This is a genomic window from Rhodococcus sp. 06-1460-1B, assembly GCF_002258475.1.
GTDB classification, from domain to species: domain Bacteria; phylum Actinomycetota; class Actinomycetes; order Mycobacteriales; family Mycobacteriaceae; genus Rhodococcoides; species Rhodococcoides fascians.
Genome location: NZ_NOYS01000022.1, coordinates 26,487 through 48,646, shown reverse-complemented (window position 1 = coordinate 48,646; position 22,160 = coordinate 26,487). Strand labels below are relative to the sequence as shown.

18 protein-coding genes are annotated in these 22,160 nt (G+C 65.1%); 4 read left to right on the top strand and 14 right to left on the bottom strand.

What is annotated here, in order from left to right; genetic code table 11:
* Nucleotides 1-123 precede the first annotated feature (123 nt).
* The 13 genes from CH268_RS11655 to cobM all read right to left on the bottom strand — a co-directional run bounded on the left by CH268_RS11655 (nucleotide 124) and on the right by cobM (nucleotide 15,649).
* Nucleotides 124-1,122 carry an LLM class F420-dependent oxidoreductase gene (locus CH268_RS11655; RefSeq protein WP_027494807.1) on the bottom strand — a complete coding sequence of 333 codons (999 nt, stop codon included), beginning with the start codon at nucleotides 1,120-1,122 and terminating at the stop codon, nucleotides 124-126.
* A 289-nt stretch (nucleotides 1,123-1,411) separates the two neighbouring features.
* Entirely contained in the window at nucleotides 1,412-2,365 is a 954-nt protein-coding gene (locus CH268_RS11650) for a cutinase family protein (protein ID WP_027494808.1), read from the bottom strand.
* A gap of 9 nt (nucleotides 2,366-2,374) precedes the next feature.
* A complete protein-coding gene (locus tag CH268_RS11645) occupies nucleotides 2,375-2,926 on the bottom strand; it encodes a DUF732 domain-containing protein (protein WP_032366756.1) in 552 nt (183 codons plus the stop codon).
* An 83-nt stretch (nucleotides 2,927-3,009) separates the two neighbouring features.
* Nucleotides 3,010-4,911 (bottom strand): alpha/beta hydrolase-fold protein, encoded by a 1,902-nt coding sequence (locus CH268_RS11640; protein WP_094664158.1) that lies wholly within the window; start codon nucleotides 4,909-4,911, stop codon nucleotides 3,010-3,012.
* A gap of 219 nt (nucleotides 4,912-5,130) precedes the next feature.
* Nucleotides 5,131-6,144, bottom strand: coding sequence for an alpha/beta hydrolase (locus tag CH268_RS11635; protein ID WP_027494811.1), 1,014 nt, complete (start codon nucleotides 6,142-6,144; stop codon nucleotides 5,131-5,133).
* A gap of 331 nt (nucleotides 6,145-6,475) precedes the next feature.
* Complete coding sequence (locus CH268_RS11630) at nucleotides 6,476-7,486, bottom strand: alpha/beta hydrolase (RefSeq protein ID WP_174557192.1); 1,011 nt, start codon at nucleotides 7,484-7,486, stop codon at nucleotides 6,476-6,478.
* Nucleotides 7,487-7,699: 213 nt separating this feature from the next.
* The gene (gene zomB, locus CH268_RS11625; protein ID WP_303396374.1) at nucleotides 7,700-9,565 is read right to left on the bottom strand and encodes a flagellar motor control protein ZomB; all 1,866 of its coding nucleotides are present in this window, start codon (nucleotides 9,563-9,565) and stop codon (nucleotides 7,700-7,702) included.
* Nucleotides 9,543-10,448 carry a decaprenyl-phosphate phosphoribosyltransferase gene (locus CH268_RS11620; RefSeq protein ID WP_027494814.1) on the bottom strand — a complete coding sequence of 302 codons (906 nt, stop codon included), beginning with the start codon at nucleotides 10,446-10,448 and terminating at the stop codon, nucleotides 9,543-9,545. The genes zomB and CH268_RS11620 overlap by 23 nt, the downstream gene beginning before the upstream one ends.
* On the bottom strand, nucleotides 10,445-10,981 hold the full coding sequence (locus CH268_RS11615; RefSeq protein ID WP_174557191.1) for a phosphatase PAP2 family protein: 537 nt from the start codon (nucleotides 10,979-10,981) through the stop codon (nucleotides 10,445-10,447). The genes CH268_RS11620 and CH268_RS11615 overlap by 4 nt, the downstream gene beginning before the upstream one ends.
* On the bottom strand, nucleotides 10,959-12,866 hold the full coding sequence (locus CH268_RS11610; protein WP_094664156.1) for a glycosyltransferase: 1,908 nt from the start codon (nucleotides 12,864-12,866) through the stop codon (nucleotides 10,959-10,961). Before CH268_RS11610 ends, CH268_RS11615 begins: the two co-directional genes overlap by 23 nt.
* Nucleotides 12,863-14,092 (bottom strand): UDP-galactopyranose mutase, encoded by a 1,230-nt coding sequence (glf, locus tag CH268_RS11605; protein WP_032366753.1) that lies wholly within the window; start codon nucleotides 14,090-14,092, stop codon nucleotides 12,863-12,865. The genes CH268_RS11610 and glf overlap by 4 nt, the downstream gene beginning before the upstream one ends.
* A 67-nt stretch (nucleotides 14,093-14,159) precedes the next feature.
* The gene (cobF, locus tag CH268_RS11600; protein ID WP_176457922.1) at nucleotides 14,160-14,909 is read right to left on the bottom strand and encodes a precorrin-6A synthase (deacetylating); all 750 of its coding nucleotides are present in this window, start codon (nucleotides 14,907-14,909) and stop codon (nucleotides 14,160-14,162) included.
* Nucleotides 14,906-15,649 (bottom strand): precorrin-4 C(11)-methyltransferase, encoded by a 744-nt coding sequence (gene cobM / locus CH268_RS11595; protein WP_057473083.1) that lies wholly within the window; start codon nucleotides 15,647-15,649, stop codon nucleotides 14,906-14,908. The genes cobF and cobM overlap by 4 nt, the downstream gene beginning before the upstream one ends.
* Nucleotides 15,650-15,931: 282 nt before the next feature.
* On the opposite strand from cobM, the gene CH268_RS11585 reads away from it, so the two are divergent.
* A complete protein-coding gene (locus tag CH268_RS11585; RefSeq protein ID WP_094664154.1) occupies nucleotides 15,932-18,118 on the top strand; it encodes a peptidoglycan recognition protein family protein in 2,187 nt (728 codons plus the stop codon).
* Nucleotides 18,119-18,196: 78 nt separating this feature from the next.
* Here CH268_RS11585 and CH268_RS11580 read toward each other — a convergent pair whose 3' ends face one another.
* On the bottom strand, nucleotides 18,197-19,033 hold the full coding sequence (locus CH268_RS11580) for a Cof-type HAD-IIB family hydrolase (protein WP_027494821.1): 837 nt from the start codon (nucleotides 19,031-19,033) through the stop codon (nucleotides 18,197-18,199).
* A gap of 75 nt (nucleotides 19,034-19,108) precedes the next feature.
* On the opposite strand from CH268_RS11580, the gene CH268_RS11575 reads away from it, so the two are divergent.
* The 3 genes from CH268_RS11575 to CH268_RS11565 all read left to right on the top strand — a co-directional run bounded on the left by CH268_RS11575 (nucleotide 19,109) and on the right by CH268_RS11565 (nucleotide 22,154).
* Nucleotides 19,109-20,140, top strand: coding sequence for an NADP-dependent oxidoreductase (locus CH268_RS11575; protein ID WP_094664152.1), 1,032 nt, complete (start codon nucleotides 19,109-19,111; stop codon nucleotides 20,138-20,140).
* 55 nt (nucleotides 20,141-20,195) lie between these two features.
* Complete coding sequence (msrA, locus tag CH268_RS11570) at nucleotides 20,196-20,708, top strand: peptide-methionine (S)-S-oxide reductase MsrA (RefSeq protein ID WP_027494823.1); 513 nt, start codon at nucleotides 20,196-20,198, stop codon at nucleotides 20,706-20,708.
* Between the two features lie 147 nt (nucleotides 20,709-20,855).
* The gene (locus tag CH268_RS11565) at nucleotides 20,856-22,154 is read left to right on the top strand and encodes a YhgE/Pip domain-containing protein (protein ID WP_441346973.1); all 1,299 of its coding nucleotides are present in this window, start codon (nucleotides 20,856-20,858) and stop codon (nucleotides 22,152-22,154) included.
* Nucleotides 22,155-22,160 lie beyond the last annotated feature (6 nt).

The following is a 22,160-nucleotide window of genomic DNA, read 5'->3' as shown; positions in this document are numbered from 1 at the left end:
TGCATTGACGACGTTCATCGATGCAGACCCCGAACAGCGTTTTATGTTACTAAGTGGTAACTCCAGCGGTGGCGGTTTCGGTCGACCTCGAGGCCGACTCCATGCTACCGACACGCGCCTGCGTCACTCGCCTTTCAGCAAGTCGACAACCGGAGCGAATGCTTCCATTTGTGTGGGGAAAACCCCGACATAGGACATCGTCGTCCGCGCGCGAACGTTACGGATCTGATCGGCGATTTCCTCGTACGTTCCGAAGGCGAGGTACGGCGACGACAGAATGTCCTCGACCGTGAGCTTGACGTCGACGTCCACGTTGGGCGGATAACCGTTGTCCAGCGCGGCCAACGCCATCTCGGCCATCTGCTCGCGATCGTCGGTGACCACGATGGTGGTGATCGCCCAGTTCAGCTCGATGTCGTCGAACCGATCCCCTGCGGCAGCCCGGATGAGCTCGACGCGCTCGAGAGTCTTCTCGATGGTCATGCCCGACAGCAGCAACTTGCCTTCCTTCGAGGTGCTCGGCACCACGGAGATGATGTCGGCGTGCTTGGCCGCCAGCGCGAGCATCTTGGGGCCGCCGCCGCCGATGCAGATCGGCGGACGCGGTCCCTGACGCGGACGAGGGCTGCCCTTGAGACCGGTGATCGTGTAGTGCTTGCCCTCGTAGTTGCATTCCTGGCCGCGCAGCAACACGTCGAGAATGTCGAGGGTCTCCGCGAGCTTTTCGATGCGGACGCCGGGACGGTCGTAGGTGATGCCGGCCTTGTCGTATTCCTCGCGCATCCAGCCCGCGCCGAGTCCGAGTTCCAGCCGTCCGCCGGAGAGCACATCGATGGTCGCCGCGTCCTTGGCGAGCACCGCGGGATGGCGGAAGCCGTTGGCGAGCACCGCCGTGCCGAGCCGAATCTTGTCGGTGGCAACCGCGAGAGCTCCGAGCGCCGCGATCGGCCCGACCTGATTACCGAGATGATCGGGAATCATGAAGCTGTCGTAACCCAGTTCCTCGGCCTGCTGAGCCAGCTTGATGAACTTCCGAGCCCCGCCCTCCTCCGCGTTTCCCTCTCCGCCTGCAGCGAAGCGGAATTTGCGCGGCCCGGGGGTCGCGGCCTCGGCGGAACTCATCTATTGCTCTCCTCTGGGGTCTGGAGCGGCCGGCACCTGGGGTCTGAGGTGGTCGGTACCGGGGGTCTGGGCACACCGTGCGAGGGAGTCGGCCGGGGCCGATCCGCGCAGGTCCAAGGCGTCACTCTAGCCGCTCGCGGGAGCGGATCCCACCGACTGGGGGTCGCAGACCACAGGTTTGTGCCCTGCACCAGTTGGCGACACGCCGCGTTGTGACCTGTCCGTTATCGATGACACCGGTCACTGCGCTACCCACGACCCCGATCACGCCGTCGTCCACACGGCCCGATCACGAGTGCGGAGGCGTCGGCGCATTCTCGATCAGATCGGCCGCCCACGCCGCCGTCCACTGGGTGGCCGTCGTGCCGGAACCGTCGACGACGAAACTGTTGTACGACGCGTGCACCGGATTGCCCGCCGCCCCGATCAGAATTTGGATGCTCTGCGGAATGTTGCGCAGCGACAGTCCATCCGACGGGGACGCACAGATCAGGTCGCCGGGTGCACAGATCTGATTGGTCCGGTCGTCGAGCGCGCCGAATCCGCCGTCCCGACGCCCCGTCATGGTGATGCCGGGGAGGTCGAGTCCCCCGAGGGCGACCTCGGCTCCGACACCGTCGAGCGGTCCCGGCACGTCGGTACCCGACACTCCGTCGCGGCGGCCGTCGGCGATGAGGGTGACGCCGAGGACACGATCGGCGGAGATGGGTCCGTTACCCGCGCCGATGTCGGCCGCGATGTCGCCGGAGATGACTGCTCCCTGAGAGAAGCCGGCCATGACGAAGTTGGTCAGTGGGCATCGCGCTGCGACGTCCGACATCTTCTGCACCGCAACGTTTTTACCCTCGGTACGGCTGTTGTTGTACGACTGTTGGCCGTCCGGCGGCAGCGCGATGGGGTTCGAGAACTGTGCGACGTAGGGAACCGTGTAGACGTCCGCGCGAGATCCGGGGAACTGCTCCTGCAGCGGCCGGGTGACGTTGAGCATCAGCGACACCGGATTGGCGGTCGGGTTGTACGGGTCGTCGGTCGACGACGACTCCCACGTACCGGGGATGGCAATGACCTGGACGTCCGGGCAGTCCGCCGGTTGCGAGGTCGGCTGCTCGGGCCCCGGCGGCGGTACCGGTCCCGGTCCGGGTCCGAGACGCCCGGCGAGGAGGTACCACAGGGCCACGATGACGAGCCCGATGATCACCGCGAAGGCGATCACCGGCAGAACTCTGCGTTTACGTTTGGCCATCAGCGCGAACTACGGCGTGCAGTACGTCGCCTGCGCGGCGGCGATGTAGGTCTGGGCAGCCTGCTGGGCCTGCGTCTCGTTCATCTGCGTTCCGGCTGCACTCGCCTCGACGCCGACGTTCGCGGTGACGTAGGTCGTGATTTCGTCGGCTGCGACGCCCTGCGCCTGCGCGGCACAGATGTAGTTGGCCGTCGACACCGCGATGTCGCCGTTGCCCGCCGGAGTGACGCCCTTGCTCTTCAGCTCGTCGAGGAAACGCTGGCCACGGTTGTCGATCTGGCTCTCCGTCGGCCCCGGGAAGTCGTCCGGCACGGCCTGGGGTTGCTCCGGCGGTGCCGTCGCCGCCTCGCCCGGGCTGGTGGTCGGAGCGACAGTAGTGGTGGTGCTCTCGGCCGCCGACGTCGACGAACTCGCCTCGGTCGTCGTCGCAGCTGCCGTGGTGGTGCTGGTCGGCGCGCCGGTGGCCGTCGAGTCGTCACTTCCACACGCCGCCAGCATCGAGCTCGCCGCCACGGCGAGCACGCCGAGTGACAGAGTTCTGGCCAGAGAGTTACGCGTCATCGATCGAAATCCTTCGGTCGTCGGGTCGCAGGCGAGAGTACAGCCACGCTCTGAGAGAACTCTGAAGCCGTGACTGCCTCCGGTCACGGAGCGATCGTGGCCTTGCCGTCCTTGACGGTGATGATGCCGAACTGGAAGTTCTGTTGCTTGCCGCCACCGTCGATGTCGAACTGATCGCTGGTGGGGTAGCCGAGGCGGCCACCTTCGTAGCCCACCGATCCCCAGGCGTCGAAGATCGGGCCGTACGGCATGGACCAGGCTCCGCTGACCGGGCTCCAGTAGATGTTGCCGGTCTCGAACTGATTGAACCGTCCGCCGTCCCGGATGGGGCCGATCTCATTGGACTTGGGGAACCCGAGAGGTCCACTCTCCCAACCCAATTCACCGTACTTACCGAGAATCATGCCCTGTACAGAATGCACGCCCGCGTCGGGAGAGGTGTAGATCGCGCCGATCTCGAAGCCCTGCACCGAGCCGGGCTTGTTGGGTGTTGCCACCTCGTCGAGCACCGGGTATCCCAGAGGACCGCCCTCGTACCCCTGGGCTGCCCACTCGTCGAGCACGGCACCCTTGACCACATGGGCTCCGGTCTGCGGCGTGAAGTAGACCATGCCGTTCTGGAAGGCGTTGAAGCGGCCGCGGCCGTCGGGAGTGGCGATCTCACCGGTCTTCGGGAAGCCGAGCGCACCCTCGGGGCCCTTGTTGCCTTGGTAGATACCGCCGATAGCGCCGGCAACCACCTGCGCCCCGGTGTCAGGCGTGAAGAAGACCCGACCGAACGTGAAGTCCTGAGCTCGTCCGCCTGCGACGTTGTACTCCGCGGTGAGGCAGGGACCCAGCCACGAATTCGCGCCGCTCGCATTGCCGATCATGCCCGCGACACTGCAGGCGGGCTTATCGACCTCGACGCCGAGTGCCGTAGCGAGCTGCGGCCACAGCTGGTGCAACTCGAACTGCCAGTACGGCCACGAGTGCGTTCCCGAGGGGCGGTAGTTGACCTGCGCGGGGATTCCGAGCTGGTTGAGCTTGGTGGCGAAGGTCTGGGAAGTGAGTCGCGAGAGGATCTCGAGGCCCATGCCCGCGTAGTTGGTGCTGACGCCCGGAATCGGCGACGGCTGATCGTACGGGCCGGTCGAGCCGTTGCCGCTCGAGATGTAGAGGCTGACGCCCTTCAGCTTGTCGGCCAGCAGGTACGGATCGTGCTGAGCCCACAGCGAGTTGGACGGTGCGCCCCACATGGCCTTGGAGTTGTAGCCGCCGGCGTCGGTCATCGCGTACTGGATGGCCTGCGGCATGCCGAGCGAGGTGGTGGTCAGGATGCCCGACAGCGAACCGGCGAACTTGAAGAAGCCGGGGTTGCGGGCCGCGAGGAACATCGCCGACGTGCCACCCATCGACAACCCGACGACGCCACGGTTGTCGGTGCTGCGCCAGTCCTTGGCCAGGATGGGCGGCAGCTCCTTGGTCAGGAACGTCTCCCACTGGTAGTTCTTGCCGTTGTCCTGATCGACCCAGTCGGAGTAGAAGCTGGACTGTCCGCCGATCGGCAGCACGACGTTGACGTTCTTGTCGGCGAAGTAGGCCTCGGCGTCGGTCTCGGCCGTCCAGCCGTTCTCCTGGTCGGTCGCCCGGAGGCCGTCCAACATGTACACCTGCGGGAACGTGGCCTGCGGGTTGATGTTCCAGTCACGCGCGAGCAGCAGCTGCACCTGGATGGGCGTTCCCATCGAGGGCGACTGGATCCACAGCGCGACGCGGCGATCGGAGAGCCAGTCCACCGAGGTGACGGTTGCTCCACCGGTCTGGGTGTAGGCGGGGCCGGTCTGCGCCATCGGGGCGGCATGAGCAACCGGGGTTGCAGTGGCCAACGTCGTCGTCGCGAAGGGAATCATCAGCGCGGAGGCGACAGTCACTGCTGCTGCCGCTCGCCGAGCCCGTGTGCCGGCCGATGGGGTACGACCGAACCGAACAAGCCCAGTGCGCATGATGGTGACTCTCTTTCCTGTGACGACCGAAGGTCTCGTCTCGAGACATGCTTCGTATGTCTTTCTACACGTGCCCGATGGCCACGAACAGCAGACTCGCTGTGACTGGTGGTGCGAATGTGAATTGGGGAGGCTCGGAGAGCCGGCGCTCGAACCGACAATGCCGCCCGACGCGAGAGCGTGGGGCGGCATTGTCGGAGAGCACGTTACGGAACCGAATCAGGCGTTCAACGCGTCCAGGATCTGGGTGCGTGCCTTCCACAGCTCGGCACCCCAGTACGGCCAGGCGTGGATTCCGTTGGCCGGGAAGCTGTAGGTCGCCGGGATGCCGAGGGTGCCCATGCGGATCTGGAATGCACGGGTGTTGGCCAGCGAGAGTGCCTCGAGCGCCATGCCGTTGGCGGTGTTGTAGAAATCGATCGGCGCGGCCGGGCGGTCGAACTGGCCGGGCAGGCCACTGGCTGCGGAGATGTACAGCGACAGACCCTGCAACCTGGGTGCGAAGACGAACGGGTCGTTGCGCAGCCACGCCGGGTTCCAGGGCGGTCCCCACATGGAGTCGACGTTGAAGCGGCCGGCATCGAGCATCGCGATACGAATCGCCTCACGCATGCCCGGGGCCGAGATGTTCAGGTAACCCGAGAGCGAGCCGGCGAACTTGAACTGGTCGCGGTGGTACGCGGCGAGCGTCAGGGCAGCCGAACCACCCATCGACAGTCCGAGAACACCGTTGTTGTTGCGCGAGACGCCGTAGTTCTCCAGGAACGCCGGGAGCTCCTGCGTCAGGAACGTCTCCCACTTGTAGGTGACTTCCTGGCCGTTGAAGTTCGACGAGGTGTACCAGTCGCTGTAGAAGCTCGACTGTCCACCGACGGGCATGACCAGAGTCACGTCGTCGTTGGCGAACTGATCCTGCGCGTTGGTCTCGAAGGTCCAGGCGTTGCGATCGTCGCGGGCACGCAGGCCGTCGAGCAGGTAGAGAGCAGCGTTTCCGCCGCGCGCCGCCCACTGGACCTGGACCTTGATCGGACCCATCTCGGACGGGACGATCAGGTCCTCGCGGCCACCGGCCGGGGTCTGATGGACGACGGCAGTGGGGGCAGCGACTGCGACTGCGCCGCCGACGACACCGGCTGCGATCGGCAGAACGAGTGCGGCAGCACCCACGCCGAGCAGGCGCTGACGCCAGCGTGATGACGCCTTCGGGTTACTGCTGAGGCCGGCAAATCGCATGAATCGTGCTCTCTCTCATCTACGCGGTCTCCGCTGTCGTAGCGGCCCCCGGCAATCGAACAGGGCTGACTGACGGCCCATGAGGCCGGGGTGAAGCTGTGGTGTGTCGAAATGTCGAGGTTCTGCTGCATAACAGGCGAACCGCTCGATGGAGGTTATTCCATCGAGCGGTTCCAAGGCAAAACTGTGATCAGCGTCCCAGTCTCGCCTCTGCGAGTTTCTGAAACAGGAGACTATCCTGCGCGGTCCCCGCTGAACAGCCCTGAAAAGTCGTGAAATATCACTACAGGGCCGAAAGCGGGGACTGCGACAGCAAACGCTGCCGGGTGGATCAGTTACCGATGTTGGCGCTCAGGTCCGGTGCCATGACGCGGATCTGCTCGCCCCAGTAGCCCCACTGGTGGGTACCGACGGCCGGGAACGCATACGTGACGTTGTTGGCACCGATGCTCGCCATGCGGATCTGGAAGGCACGGCTGTTCGCCAGGGCGATGGCCTCGAGGCCCATACCGTTCGCGGTGTTGTAGTAATCGATGAAGCTCTGTGGGCGATCGAGACCGCCGGGCAGACCGCTGCCTGCGAAGACCCACACGCGCGTGCCGTTGTCACGCAAGCGAGGCGCGAAGACGAACGGGTCGTTGCGCAGCCATGCCGGATCCCACGGCGGGCCCCACATCGCGTCGATGTTGTAGCGGCCGGAGTCCAGCAGTGCCAGGCGCATCGCCTCGCGCATGCCGGGTGCGGAGATGTTCAGGTAGCCCGACAGCGAACCGGCGTAGCTGAACTGGTCCGGGTGGTACGCGGCCAGCGTGAGGGCTGCGGAGCCGCCCATCGAGATGCCGATGACACCGTTGCGGTTCGGGTTGAAGCCGTAGTTCGCGCGCAGGTTCTCGCGGAGGTTCTGCGTCAGGAAGGTTTCCCACTTGTAGGTGGTCTTCTGACCGTTGAAGTTGGACGGTGCGTACCAGTCGGAGTAGAAACTCGACTGTCCACCGACCGGCTCGACGACGTTGATGTTCCACGAGGCGAGAACTGCTCCGGCGTCGGTCTCGTGCTCCCAGCCCGAGATGTCCGTCGTGGCGCGCAGGCCGTCGAGCAGGTAGACGACGCGGTTGGTGTTACCGTCCGCTGCCCGCCACACCCGGCTCTTGATCGGGCCCATGCTCGAGTCCGTCCAGACGTCGATGGCGTTGCCGTCGAACGCTGCGTTGGCAGTTGCGCCACCGCCCGCCACGGCCAAGCCCAGTGGTAGCACCACTGCCATCAGCATGGATGTTGCGGCGCGGCGTCCCCAGGAGCCCGCTCGCTTGTCCCCGGACCGGCTCTTCCATCTACCCAGCATGCACTCGACCTCTCAGCAGCTTCGTCACATCGGTTACGCAATCAACGATTGATCTCGCAAGTTCATCATGTATGCGCCCGACCCAGGGTCTGGCGCATACATATCCTCCGCACTTATCGCACGAAGTACGTCGCCCGTTACAGGATCGAGACAGCTCATCTTCGCGTCGAGACCGAATCGGCGCAACCCGGTGATCTTCTCGTGTTCTGTCGGCTAATTATCGGCCTTCAATACAGGTGCCGGAAGATCACATCGCTGTATTTCGTATTTCGGCACCCGGTCGAATCGATAACCGGCATAGAACAACGAACGTTTCACATTCCGGACGAACAGATCCTTCGTCAACGGTGCTCGGTAGGACGTCAGCATTTCCTGGGTGTCCGGGCAGGTCAACGCCACCTGGGCTTCGGTCACCCAGTCCTCGTCCATGTACCAGGGCAGGTACGGATGGATGCCGACCAGTCCCAGATCTGCGACGACCCAGTCCGGGTAGAGGTTCTTGTCGTGACCGATACGGCCGTTCTCGAGGCGTTCGGTGTGCGATGCCAACGGGTACGCCAGCCCCATCTGGTCGATGACCCGCACGTCGAGGCCGACGTTCATGCTCGTCATCCCCAGGTTGAGGAAGTAGACGGTGTGACCGAATCCACCCTCGGGGATCGGGAGGGGCGGCGGGACGACATCCCAGTAGGTGAATTGCGCGGACGGCAGCAGCAATCCGCCGTCCGGGGTGTCGTCGACCGCCTGAACCATTGCCCGCATCCGCGGATAGTCGAGATAGTCCGACGCCAGGATCGGATGAGCGTGCCCGGTGTTGAGCGAATAGAACGCTCGTTCGTCGACGATTCCGCTTCGTCCGACGATCGAGCCCTGGGGCATTCCCGTCGTGTTCGCCGCAAGCAGAGCCCAGACGACGATCCCACCCCAGACGAATACATCTGCGACGAAAACAGCAGTCGCACGATTACCGGACCATCGTTGCGGGAGCGCGACGGGCAATATCGAAATGGGCAACAGCAGCGTGAACAGGGCGGGCAACAATGTTCGCCCGTGCATGAAATCGCCACCGACTCGAATTGCGTAGACCGCGAGCAACAATCCACTGACGAGCACGAATACGACGACAGCAGTCGGCGTGCGCAACGCGGCGAGCAGGCCGCCCACTGTTCTGGGCAGCGTCGGGCGCACTCGTGTCACCGACAGGGCGGCACCGAGCAGGAGCAGCACCAGCGGGAGCCACAGTAGGTACGGTCCCATCAGGTTGGTCAGATACGCCCACCCTTGCGACCACTTGGCACCGCCGGCGTCCTTGGACACTGCGGTGTTGGGGTACGGAAGGCCGTAGTAGCCCATGCGCCAAATTTGGTACAGCACGGGAACCGCGCCCGCGAATGCGAACACGCGCAGCCTCGACAACCACGTCTGCGGGGCGAGGAAGATCATCGCCAGTGCCAGAACCGACACGATGGACAGCTCGGGGCGCACCAGCGGGCCCAGGCCCGCGAAGAAGGCCAGCAGCAGCAGCTCGACGCCACCTCCGCGGCGCTGCCCCCAGCGCACCATCAGCAGCCACAAAACCGCCAGCCAGAAGATGACCAGGCAGGTCTCCAGCCCGGACGTCGCGAAGTCACGGGCCGGCGGTACCGCGATGTACACCAGGACGCCCGCGGGGAGGAAGAGAGTGCGTGACGCAGTGCGCCCACGCAGGGAGAACGTGCCGATCATCGCGATGACGACGGCCGCTGTGGACAGCACGAGCGCGATCGTCAGGACCACGTACTCGAGCCGGCCGTCGCTGAGCCAGCTACCCGCGTAGACGAGGTAGGTCCAGATGGTGCTGGTGTTGGTCTCGACCCGCTCGCCCGCATTGAACACCGGGCCGTTGCCGGCCAACAGGTTGCGGACGGTGCGCAGGACGATCAGGCCGTCGTCGGCGATCCAGCGACGTTCCCAGGCACCCCACAGAAACAGGGCACCGGTGACGACGGTCCCGACCCAGAAGACCGCCCTGGTCGAGACCGCCGGTGCCGGGGTGTCTTCTCGCGTGTCTCGCTGGTCAGGCGAGGTAGACAGCGACACCAACCACTCCGATCCACGCTATGGCGAGTAGCTGGAGAACCCTGTCTCCCAACGCGATCTCTTCGGGTTCGCCTGCCTCGCCGCCGTCTACATCCACTGCGTATCGCAGGATTGCGATAGTAAACGGAATCATCGAGATGGCGAACCAGTTGGAGTCCGTTTCGGCGTCCTGCTGAAAAGCCCACAGGCCGTAGCAGATGACGACGGCCGTCGCGGACAGCGTCCACACGAAGCGCAGATATGTCGTGGTGTAGTTCTCGAGCGACTTACGGATCTTCGCCCCGGTGCGTTCGGCCAGTTGCAGCTCGGCGTAGCGCTTGCCCGCCGCCATGAACAGCGAGCCGAACGCCATGATCAGCAGGAACCACTGCGAGAGCGGGATCGAGGCAGCGACGCCACCGGCGATCGCGCGGAGCAGGAAGCCCGAGGAGACGATGCAGATGTCGAGCACGGCCTGGTGCTTGAGGCCGAAGCAGTACGCCAGCTGGATGACGATGTAGACGCCGATGACCAGCGCGAGCTTCCAGTTCGCGAAGAACGACAGACCGACGGCGAGTCCGAGCGACACCACGGCCATCGCGTAGGCGATCGTGACGGGCAGGACTCCTGCAGCGATCGGCCGGAACCGCTTGGTGGGGTGCGCGCGGTCGGCCTCGACGTCCATGGCGTCGTTGACCAGATAGACACCGGAGGCGGCGAAGCAGAACACGATGAACGCGAGCGCGACGGACAGCAGCACGTCGCGATCGGTGACCGAGCCTGCCGCCAACGGCGCGGCCAGGACCAGCACGTTCTTGACCCACTGACGCGGGCGAAGCGCCTTGACGATGCCGTCCGCCAGATTCTTCGGCGGTGCGCCTACGGGTGCGGCATCCTCGCTCATTTGTCTCCTTCGAACTTCACGACGGCAGCAGCCGTCAACGCGCCGAGTGCAGATCCGGCCAGCACGTCGGTGGGGTAATGGACTCCGAGCACCAAGCGCGAGAGCAACATGGGTGGGACGAGGACCGCCGGTAACGGTAGCCCGGTCACGCGGCCGAGGAGAACCGCAGCCGCTGTGGTGGATGTCGCATGCGACGACGGGAAACTCAGCTTGCTCGGCGTCGAGACATTGATCCGGACGGCCGGATCGTGGGGACGCGGCCTGCGCACGATGCGCTTGATGACGATGGACGCGGCATGTGATCCGACGGCACCGACGGCCACCGACGCCCACTGGCGTCGCCGCGGCGCGTCCAGAGCAGCGCCGATACCTGCGATCGCCACCCAGCCGAGGGCATGTTCGCCGAAGTGCGACATCCCGCGCGCGACGGTGATCGCACCGGGGGCGCTACCGACCGTGGCCTGCACCTTTTCGAGAATGCGCACTTCGGTCGGCACCTCGGTCTGGCCTTTACGCCTGGTAACGAAAGACACGTTCCCACGTTTCCTTACTGGTCAGGTGCGGCACGGCATCACGGTATCGAGCCTTGAGCGCAGGGAATTCGGCTGCCAACTGCTTGCGCAACGACAGCGCTTCCTTCAGCAACGCCGCGGCCTGCGTGCGGTCGCGCTTGCGGTAGACGACGCCTCGGCCGTCGGCGGTGGTGACGGTGACCCCGTCCACCTGGGACAGCAGGAACCAGCGTGCGTCGAGAGTCGGCACGTTGAGCTGCGGACGCTCGTGGTGCTGCTCGTGCGCAGGCTTGACGTTGTGCAGCAAGCCCTTGGCCAGACGACGGACCTTGGAAATCGGGTTGGTCGGCAGGCCGACGGCTCCGACTTCCTCACCCGATGCGAGCGGCAATTCCGTGGAACTGCCGACAACGACGGCGTCGGGGAATTCCTTGCGCAGTGCGTGCACCGTCGGCAATGCCGTGGGCAGGATCTCGAGGATGTGCTCGGGACCGGCCAGGAAGTCACGAATCGCGAGGTTCTGGATGGCGACCGTCGAGTACTCGAGGCACAGCAAGTGCTTGACGGTGGCCTTGATGGTGTCCAGCACCAGGCCCTTGCCGTCGCCCGGCATGTGCAGCGACGCAACAACGAGACGGTTACGCAGGTGGAAGTACGCCTGCCAGTCGATGGCGTCGTCCTTGTCGCTCCACGCCATGTGCCAGATCGCGGCACCCGGCAGCGTCACCGTCGGGTAGCCGGCTTCGCGTGCGCGCAAGCCGTATTCGGCGTCGTCCCACTTGATGAACAGGGGCAACGGCTGCCCGAGTTCCTCGGCGACGACGCGCGGGATCATGCACATCCACCAGCCGTTGTAATCGACGTCGATGCGGCGGTGCAGCAGCTTGCTGGTGCGCAGCGGATCCTCGGAGAAGTCGTGGTCGTATTCGACGTTCTGCGCGCCGGTCCACATGAAGTTCCCGCGGTCGATCACTTCACCCATGACGTGCAGGTGACTACGCGCCTGCAGATTCAGCATCTGGCCGCCGACGAGCGTGGGCACCTTGGCGAATCGCGACATCGCCAACGCCCGCAGAATCGAGTCGGGCTCGATCTCGATGTCGTCGTCCATGAACAGAATGTGTTGGCAGGCAGTGTTGTTCAGTGCCTCGTACATGATCCGGCTGTAGCCGCCGGACCCACCGAGGTTCGCCTGATCGTGGATCGCGAGACGGCCACCGAGCGCAGCTGCGGCCTCGTCGAAGCCGGGTTCGTCCTTCGCCTTGCGGGTGCCCTGATCCGGCATGATGACGGCCTGGATCACGTCGAGCACCAACGGGTCCGAGCCAAGGGCGACAAGCGCTTTGACGGCGTCGGTGGGTCGATTGAACGTGGGGATGCCGACGGCGACGGTCGCCTCACCGGGAGCGTCGATCGGCGCGTACCAACCGGCGCTTTCGAGGACCACCTCGGAATCGGAGGTGATGTCGAACCAGATCCACCCGCCGTCCTCGAACGGGCCGAGGTCGATCAGAAACTCTTGCGCCGCATCGCCGTCCACGGCCTCGCGGCCCTCGACGTGGATGCGCGACGCATCGGCCTTGGACCGGTAGACGTCGATTCGGCAGTGGCCGGACACCTCGACGCGCAGCACCACGGACTTCAGGACGCTGTAGCGACGCCAGTAGCTCGCCGGGAATGCGTTGAAGTAGGTGCAGAACGACACCTCGGACTCGCCGCCGATGGTGAGCGAGGTACGCGAGAGCGAGTGCGCGCGTTTGGCATTGGTGGTCGCTTCTTCGAGGTACAGCGTGCGCACGTCGAGCGGCTCACCCGAACGGGGCAGCAGTACACGCTGCAACAGCGATTTTCCGAGGACCGGCGCGACGTCTGCCACCCCGTCCTCGAGCAGGTGCTTGGCGGTCATTTGTCCCCCGCCAGGGCGGTGCCGGTCTCGAAGTGCGGGGCCAGGGTGTTGTCGTACATGTTCAGTGCGCTCGCGATGGCCATGTGCATGTCGAGGTACTGGTACGTGCCGAGTCGGCCACCGAACAGCACTCCGTTGGAGGCCGTCTCGGCCTTCGCGCGGTTGCGGTACGCCTCGAGCTTCTGCCGGTCGTCGGGGGTGTTGATCGGGTAGTACGGCTCGTCGCCGCTCTCGGCGAAACGTGAGAACTCGCGCATGATGACCGTCTTGTCGGTCGGGTACTCACGCTCGGGATGGAAATGGCGGAACTCGTGGATCCGAATGAACGGCACGTCGCCGTCGTTGTAATTCATCACCGGCGTTCCCTGGAAATCGCCGACCGGGAGCACCTCGGTCTCGAAATCGATGGTGCGCCAGCCCAGTTCGCCCTCGGAGTAGTCGAAGTAGCGGTCCAGCGGCCCGGTGTAGACGATCGGGGCGTTTGGGCTCTCGGCGACCAACTCGTCGCGAACGTCGAACCAGTCGGTGTTCAGGCGAACGTCGATCTTCTCGTCGCGTGTCATGTTCTCGAGCCACGCGGTGTAGCCGTCGACCGGCAGACCCTCGTAGGTGTCGTTGAAGTAGCGGTTGTCGAAGGTGTAGCGCACCGGCAACCGGGTGATGTTGCCCGCGGGGAGTTCCTTCGGATCGGTCTGCCACTGCTTGGCCGTGTAGTCCCGGATGAATGCCTCGTACAGCGGACGTCCGATCAGCGAGATCGCCTTCTCCTCGAAGTTCTGCGCGTCCTTGGAGTCGAACTCACTGGACTGATCCTCGATCAGGGCCCGCGCCTCGGCCGGGGAGAAGAACTTTCCGAAGAACTGCGAGATCAGCCCCAGGCCCATCGGGAACTGGTACGACTGACCGTTGTGCAGCGCGAAGACGCGGTGCTGGTAGCCGGTGAAGTCGGTGAACTGGTTGACGTAGTCCCACACGCGCTTGTTGGACGTGTGGAACAGGTGCGCACCGTACTTGTGAATCTCGATACCCGTCTCGGGCTCGGCCTCCGAGTACGCGTTGCCGCCCAGGTGGTGCCGCCGATCGAGAACGAGAACACGCTTGCCCAGCTGGGACGCCGCCCGTTCTGCCACGGTCAGACCGAAGAACCCGGATCCGACGACGATGAGGTCGTAGCGGCCGGTCGCGGTGGCGTCGGAAGAGGTGGTCTCGGGGCTTACAGCAGTCACGGGCAACCAGGGTATCCGACGATCGTGACGGCTCCACCCCGCCAGGCACCGCCCGGCCGGTCCGGTGTCAACCTGGCAGGCGTCGGAGCAGGTAGGTATCCATCACCCAGCCGTGCGCCTCTTTGACCTCGGCGCGGGCGCGGCGAATGTCGTCGAGCACGTCGTCGAGCGGCCCGGCCGCGAGCTTCTCGTCGGTCGTACCCAGGTTGGCTCCCCAGTGGATGCCCCACCCTGCGCCGGTCAGCGCACTGCAGGCCAGGTTGCCGTCGAGCATGACGACGAGGTTGTCCAGCCCGGCTGCGACGTCGCCGGCCAGGTTCCTGCCGGTGGTGATGACGATCGGGCCCCCGATGCGATTGAGCACGAGTCGATGACTCGCCGCCAGCATGGACACGCTGGAGATGCCGGGTGTGACATCGAACTCGATGTCGCCGCGCAGTTGGGCGATCCGCTCGACGACGCGGATGGTGCTGTCGTAGAGCGCGGGGTCTCCCCAGACGAGAAACCCGACGACGGTGCCGTCGGCGAGACCGTCGAGCACGTCGGCGTACGCCCGGGCGCGGGCGTCGTGCCAATCGAGGACGGCGGTCTCGTACTGCCGAGGTGACCGGTCGCGTGGGGGGTCGGGCACCTCGATGACCTGGTAGCTGCCACCGTGGTGGCGCTCGAGGATCTCCTGCCTGGCTGCTGCCAGATCCCCGACGGACGCGCCCTTGTCGGCCACGATGAACACGTCCACGGCCCGCAGCTTCTCGACGGCCTGCACCGTCACCTGGTCCGGATGTCCACCGCCGATGCCGATCAGATGGATTTTCACGAGCGGTCCCGGCAGGCGTCGTACAGGTGGGATTCGGCAACGACGCGACGAGCGAGAGCAGGACCGACGAGGATCACTGCGGCCTGACGCAGGCCGGCGGCCTCGACCTGGTCGGCGATGTCGGCCAGAGTGCCGCGCAGAACCATCTCGTCGGGCTTGCTGGCATGGAAGACGACCGCGGCGGGGCAGTCCGAGCCGTAGAACTGCGCCAACTCGTCGGCGATGATGCGGGTGCGAGTGATGGCCAGATGCAAAGCCAACGTCGCGCGAGTGGCGGCGAAATTGGCCAGCGCCTCGGTGTCCGGCATCGCCGTCGAGCGGGCCTGCGCACGGGTGAGGACCACCGATTGCGTCACCTCGGGAACGGTCAGCTCGACGCCCAACGTGGCCGCAGCGGCCGCGTAGGCGGGCACTCCCGGCGTGATGTCCCACGGCACACCCGCGGCGTCGAGTCGAGCCGACTGTTCTGCGATCGCGGAGTAGAGGGACGGATCACCCGAGCACAGGCGTGCGACGTCGTCCCCGCGCTGGTCGGCCGCAACGAGTTCGGCGGTGATGGCATCGAGATCGAGCTTCGCGGTGTCGACCAGGCGAGTACCGGCCGAGCAATGTTCGAGGATCGCGTCGTCGATGTAGGTACCGGCGTAGACACACACCGGACTGGATCGCAGGAACTCGACGGCCCGCAACGTGAGCAGGTCTGCCGCTCCGGGTCCGGCTCCGATGAAGTGCACAGTCACAGGTGGAAAGCGTAGGGGGCGGGAGTGGAGCCTGCGGAATGACCCATGAAGGCGGGAGTGGAGCCTGCGGAACGACCCATGAAGGCGGGAGTGGAGCCTGCGGAATGACCCAGGAGTGCAAGCCCCGACGCGCCGCGCCACTGGAACTTCCCGGCTGTGGCTAACTGTCAAGCTAAGGTTTAGCCTTGTGTCTGATGGGACTCATGTTGCTGATGTGATTCATGTTGTTCAGCAGTGGGAGATTCTACGACGCGTACCTACCACCAACCAGGGAGTACCGCCTTGCCGAACCGTCGAACGAAGCCGTCGATCGTTCTCGGTGCTGTCGCACTACTCGCCGTCGCGACCCCGTTTGCGGTCGCAGGGCTGACAGACAGCACGACCACCGGAGTTCGACCGGCCAACGAGACAACCCCGGTCACCGTGCCGACGAAGATCGTCGAGACCGCGCTGAGCGCTGCGCCGGACATCGTCATTCCGCTGCAGGAGCTCACCGGCCTGCCGCTGCCCGATCTGCGGCTCTCCGATCTGAAATACCTGCCGCTGCCGGACTCCATCGTGATCCCGCCGATCGAGATTCCCGACATCCCGGGTCTCACGACGCCGGCTCCGGGTGGCGCAACCGCGCAGGCCCCGATCCCCAGGGTTGACGCCTCGGCACCGGTCAATCCTGAAGCGGCCGACCCCACCGGGCCGCCGCTCGGAGCCGCAGTCAAGGAAATCTCGCAGGACACCCCGTTCAGCATGGTGGCGTTGACCTCCGAGCAGCTGAACGGCGCGAGCGCGCAGGTTCGACGTCAGCTCGAGGACGGATCCTGGGGCCCGTGGCTGCAGACCGCACCGGTGGATACCACCGCGAGCGACGCCGTTCCCGCTGCGGAAAAGCAGGGCACCGAACCGATCTTCGTGGGACTCACCAAGGCCGTGCAGGTGCTGTTGACTCCGCTGACGAGCAGCGCTGCTCCCGAAAGCTTTGCAACGCCGCCGGTTCCGGAGGTCCCGGTTGTTCCGCTGCCTTCCGATGCCTCCGCACCTGCGCCTGCTCCCGCCGTTGCGGAGCAGCCTTTGGGCTACACACCCGCGTCGTCGAGCAAGCCGCTGCGCCAACAGGATCCGGCACCGACAGAGCCTGCTGCGCCCGAAGCCGCTCCTGAGGTGTCGGCCGAGCAGTTGGCGTCGGCAGTGAGCGACATCAGCGCCGTGCTCATCACCCCCGGCACGTCCCCCGCCGATTCGGCGTTGAGCGACCTCGCTACTCCGGTGGCAGGCGATGCAGGTCCCAACGTCATCACCCGCGCCCAGTGGGGTGCCGACGAGTCGATCCGTTGCGCCAACCCGACAATCGACGATTTCATCGGCGGTGCCACCGTGCACCACACCGCAGGCAGCAACGACTACTCGAAGTCCGAATCGGCCGAGATCGTCCGCGCCATCTACGCGTACCACGCACAGACTCTGGGCTGGTGCGACATCGGCTACAACGCACTCGTCGACAAGTACGGCCAGATCTTCGAGGGTCGCGCCGGCGGCTTGGACAAGCCGGTCCAGGGTGCGCACGCCGGTGGATTCAACGAGAACACCGTCGGAGTGGCCATGATGGGCGACTACTCCACTCAGGATCCGTCGCAGGAGACCGTCGATTCGGTCGGCAAGTTCCTCGGTTGGCGACTCGGCAAGGCAGGTCTGGATCCCAAGGGGACCACGACGATGACCTCCGAGGGAACGGATTTCACGTTCATCGGTAAAGGCAAGACCGTCGACCTGCCGGTGATCTTCGGTCACCGCGACGTCGGCAATACCGAATGCCCCGGTGATGCCGGATACGCCAGGCTCGGGGAGATCCGCGACATCGCGGCCGCGAACCTCGGCGGTGGCGGCGATGTCACACCGGCAGCACCCGAGACCGCGCCCGATGCCACCGCACCGGATACCGCGGTGACCGACCCGGCACCGTCACGCCCGGGCACGGACGTCAGTTCGACTCTGGGCGAGAACATCCCGGCCCTGGTCGCAGAATTGCAGCGCCTGGCGTCGACGAGCCCCGTCGCGCAGAAGTGGTTGTCCTCGGGCGGCGAAACCGGCGCTCTCGGTGTGCCGGTGAGCGGCCTGGTTCAGGTCAGCGGCGGCCGCGAGAAGGCGCAGTTCCAGAACGGCGAGATCATCACCAACATGGCCGGCCAGGCCGTGGCCGTCATCGGCAAGATCTTCCAGCAGTACCTGCAGCAGGGCGGTGTCGACGGCGTCCTCGGTCTGCCGCTCACCGACGAGTTCAAGGTGCCGGAGGGCTTCCGAACGGACTTCGAGAACGGTTCGCTCATCTTCAACGAGCTCACCGGCATCGTGACCACGGTGATCAAGACGTACAACGACACGTACAACGCAGAAATGCAGAAGCCGGTCGCCGCGCCGGTGGAGCCGGCACCTGTTGCCGAGCCCGCTCCGGCACCGGAGCCTGCACCCGCGGGCTGAGTTCAGACAGTCGACAAGGGCCGAGTCACCACGGTGACTCGGCCCTTGTCGTGTTCGATGCGCCCCTGTACCGGCGTATCACCACCAGCGTTCGAGTACCTGCGCCACTCCGTCGTCTGCGTTGGTGACGGTCACTTCGTCCGCGGCGGCGACGGCGGCCGGATGCGCGTTGCCCATGGCTACGCCCAGGCCGACCATCGACAGCATCGGGACGTCGTTGGGCATGTCCCCGAAGGCGACGATGTCGGCGACGTCCACGGACAGCGTCTCGGCGACCTTGGCCAGGCCCGACGCCTTCGTGACGCCCGGCGCCGACAGTTCGATGAGCCCGTTGTCGGTGGAGAAGGTCAGGTCGGCGCGGCCGGAGATCAGCGGCGAGAGAATGTTTGCCATGTGGCCGCTGGTCGATCCCGACAGACGTATCAGCAGCTTCACCGCGGGGACGTCGACGACGTCGTCCTCGGACATCTCGACGTTGTCGGGATTGAGCCACGCGTGCTCGTAGCCGGGCGAGCTGACGAACTGCGGCGTGGCCGCGTCGTGCGCCGATCGGCCTACGCGCTCGGCGGCGAGACCGCAACCGGGTAGCGCGCGGTACGCGACGTCGGCCAGCCACTGCAACGTCTCGACATCGAGGGTCTCCGCACTGAGCACGCGATCGGTGGCCGCGTCGTAGATGACCGCACCGTTGGCGCACACCGACATCGGCGCGTATCCGAGACCGTCGACGACGGGGTGGATCCACCGCGGCGGCCTGCCGGTGGACAGCACGAAAGGCACTCCGTCCGCTACGACGGCTGCGACAGCTCGCTTGGTGCGTTCACTGACACGTTCGTGCTGGTCGAGCAGGGTCCCATCGACATCGCTGGCGACGAGGCGAGGGGCGAGGCGGGTGGTGTTCGGCGCGTTGGTCATCGTGACGTCATTCTGCCCTAGTGTCGAAGGACCCTGTTTTCGACATGCACGTCTTCGATGTGGAAGGAACGGTAGATGACATCCGTGAACCGTCAGATCCGCTTGGCTCAGCGGCCCGTGGGGCGTCCCGACGAGTCGACGTGGGATCTCACCGAGGAACCCATCCCCACCCCGGGCGACGGCGAATTCGTCGTCACCGTCGACTACGTCTCCCTCGATCCCGCCATGCGCGGTTGGCTCAACGATGCGCGCTCGTACGTGCCTCCCGTCGGCATCGGTGAGGTGATGCGTGCTCATGCCGTCGGCCGCGTCCTCGAGTCCCGGCATCCGGATTACGCTGTCGGCGAGGTCGTTTCGGGCTCGTTCGGCGTCACCGAGCATGCGATCTCGGACGGGTCGGGAGTGCAGAAGGTCGACGAATCGATCGCACCGGCACCCACCTGGCTCGGTGCCCTCGGCTTCCCAGGTTTGACGGCCTACTTCGGGTTGATGGACGTCGGCAAGCTGGCCGAGGGCGATACCGTCGTCATCTCCGGGGCGGCCGGGGCCGTCGGCAGCATCGCGGGCCAGATCGCGAAAGCCAAGGGAGCCACCGTGATCGGGATTGCCGGCGGGCCCGAGAAGTGCGCCTGGCTCACCGAGGAGCTGGGCTTCGACGCGGCGATCGACTACAAGAACGAGTCGGTGTACAAGGCCCTGAAGGCCGCTGCACCGAAGGGCATCGACGTCTACTTCGACAACGTCGGCGGCGAGATTCTCGATGCGGCGCTCTCGCGCCTGCGTAAGGGTGCGCGAGTGGTGTTGTGCGGGGCCATCTCCGGCTACAACGCCACCGAACCGCAGCCCGGACCCGCGCACTACCTGTCTCTGCTGATCAACCGTGCGTCGATGACCGGGTTCATCATCTTCGACTATCTCGATCGCTATCAGGAAGGCGTCGACGCTCTGTCGGAGTTGCTCACCAGCGGCAAGATGACCGCGCGCGAGCATATCGAGATCGGCGGAATCACGGCGTTCGGATCGACGCTGAACCTGTTGTTCGACGGTGCCAATACCGGCAAACTCGTCCTGGAGGTCGGCGAACGCACCCACGATTCGGAATTATGAGGACGACTCGTTCGTTGAACCCCACGTATCGCTCGATAGAGAACTAGGAGAGCACATGTCTGCAGCCACCGAAACCGCCATTCTCGCCGGAGGATGCTTCTGGGGAGCCGAGGAGCTCGTCCGCAAGCTGCCCGGGGTGGTCTCCACTCGCGTCGGCTACACCGGCGGCGAAGTCCCCAACGCGACGTACCGCAACCACGGCAACCACGCCGAGGGCCTCGAAGTGATCTATGACCCCACCCAGACGTCGTACCGGGATCTGCTGGAGTTCTTCTTCCAGATCCACGATCCCACCACGAAGAATCGTCAGGGCAACGACATCGGAGCCAGCTACCGCTCGGCCATCTTCTACCTGAACGACGAGCAGAAGCGCGTGGCCGAGGACACGATCGCCGATGTCGACGCGTCGGGCCTGTGGCCGGGCAAGGTCGTCACCGAGGTGACCCCGGCAGGAGATTTCTGGGAAGCCGAGCCCGAGCACCAGGACTACCTGCAGAAGTACCCCGAGGGCTACACCTGCCACTGGGTTCGCCCGGACTGGAAGCTGCCGCGTCGCGCAACCGCCTAGGAGCGGCTGCGCCGCATGTGCATGGAACTTCGTAGCCTGCTACGAAGTTCCACTCACATGGGTGGGCGTAACGCCCATTCCGGACGGTCGACGGTCCACAGGTAGAACTACCGCGCACGTAGCAGCCGAACTTGCGACACTGATCCGGTGACACCCGACAGAACCCCTCGGTCGATGGCCGACGTCCTTCGTTCGCCGCGTTTCTGGCTCGCTCCGATCCTTGTCGTCTCGACCCTTATGTCGTTTCTCGCGGCACTGTATCTGGGCGGCGTTCTCGATCCACGGGGTAACTTGCACGATCTGCCCATTGCGATCGTCAACCAGGACGAGGGCGACACCCTTGCGGGTGAGCAACGCAATATCGGCAACGACATCGTCGACGGATTGATTCAGAACGTCGACTCCGAGAAGGTCGCTTTCCGCGAGGTCGGCCCGGCGCAGGCCGAATCGTTGCTGTCCACGGCCGAGGTCTACGGCTCCATCGTCATCCCCAGTGATTTCACCAAGAGAATGGGAATCCTGGCCGAGGGCAGCATCATTCCCGGTGATATCGAGAAGCCGATCATCACCGTCTACACCAATCCACGGGCGGGGAGCTTCGGAATGTCGCTCGTCACCAGAGTGGCCACTCCGGCATTCGAATCGGTGAATCAGACCGTGGGCCAACAGATCACCGATCAGGTTCGCCAGCAGCTCGGCGACACTCCCCTGGCGGGCGCGAGCGCTCTGACGTTGGCGCAGCCGATCGATGTGATTGTTGCCCAGCACGATCCACTGCCCGACGGTACCGGCGGTGGCCTGTCTGCGTTCTACTACGCGCTACTGCTCGTCTTGGCGGGATTCACCGGTGCGACCATCGTCAGCACCCTCGTCGACGGCTTGTTGGGGTTCACCCCAACCGAAATCGGCCCGAAGTACATCCACCGCGGACCCACCCGGATCAGCCGGTTCCAGACGCTGTTGGTCAAGTGGCTGGTGATGTTCGTTCTGGCCATGCTCGTATCCGCCCTGTACCTACTGATCAGCCATCTACTGGGTATGCCCATCACCCATGCGTGGACCCTGTGGATGTACGGCGCGTTCGCGATCACCGCCGTCGGATTCACTGCGCTGGCGGTGATGTCCGCATTCGGGACCGCCGGACTGTTGGTCAACTTGGTCGTCTTCATCATCCTGGCCCTGCCGTCCTCGGGTGGCACGATTCCTCTCGAGGCGAGCCCGCCGATTTTCACGTGGCTTGCCCAGTTCGAGCCGATGCATCAGATTTTCCTCGGCAGCCGATCGATCCTGTACTTCAACGCCTCGCCCGACGCCGGCCTGCTGCATTCGGTGGGTATGACGTCCCTCGGGCTGCTCATCGGCCTCGTGTTCGGCCTGGTGTTCACCCTTCTCTACGACCGTAAGGGCCTCGACAGAAGCCTCGATTCTCCGGGTGTCATCAGCTGACGCCGG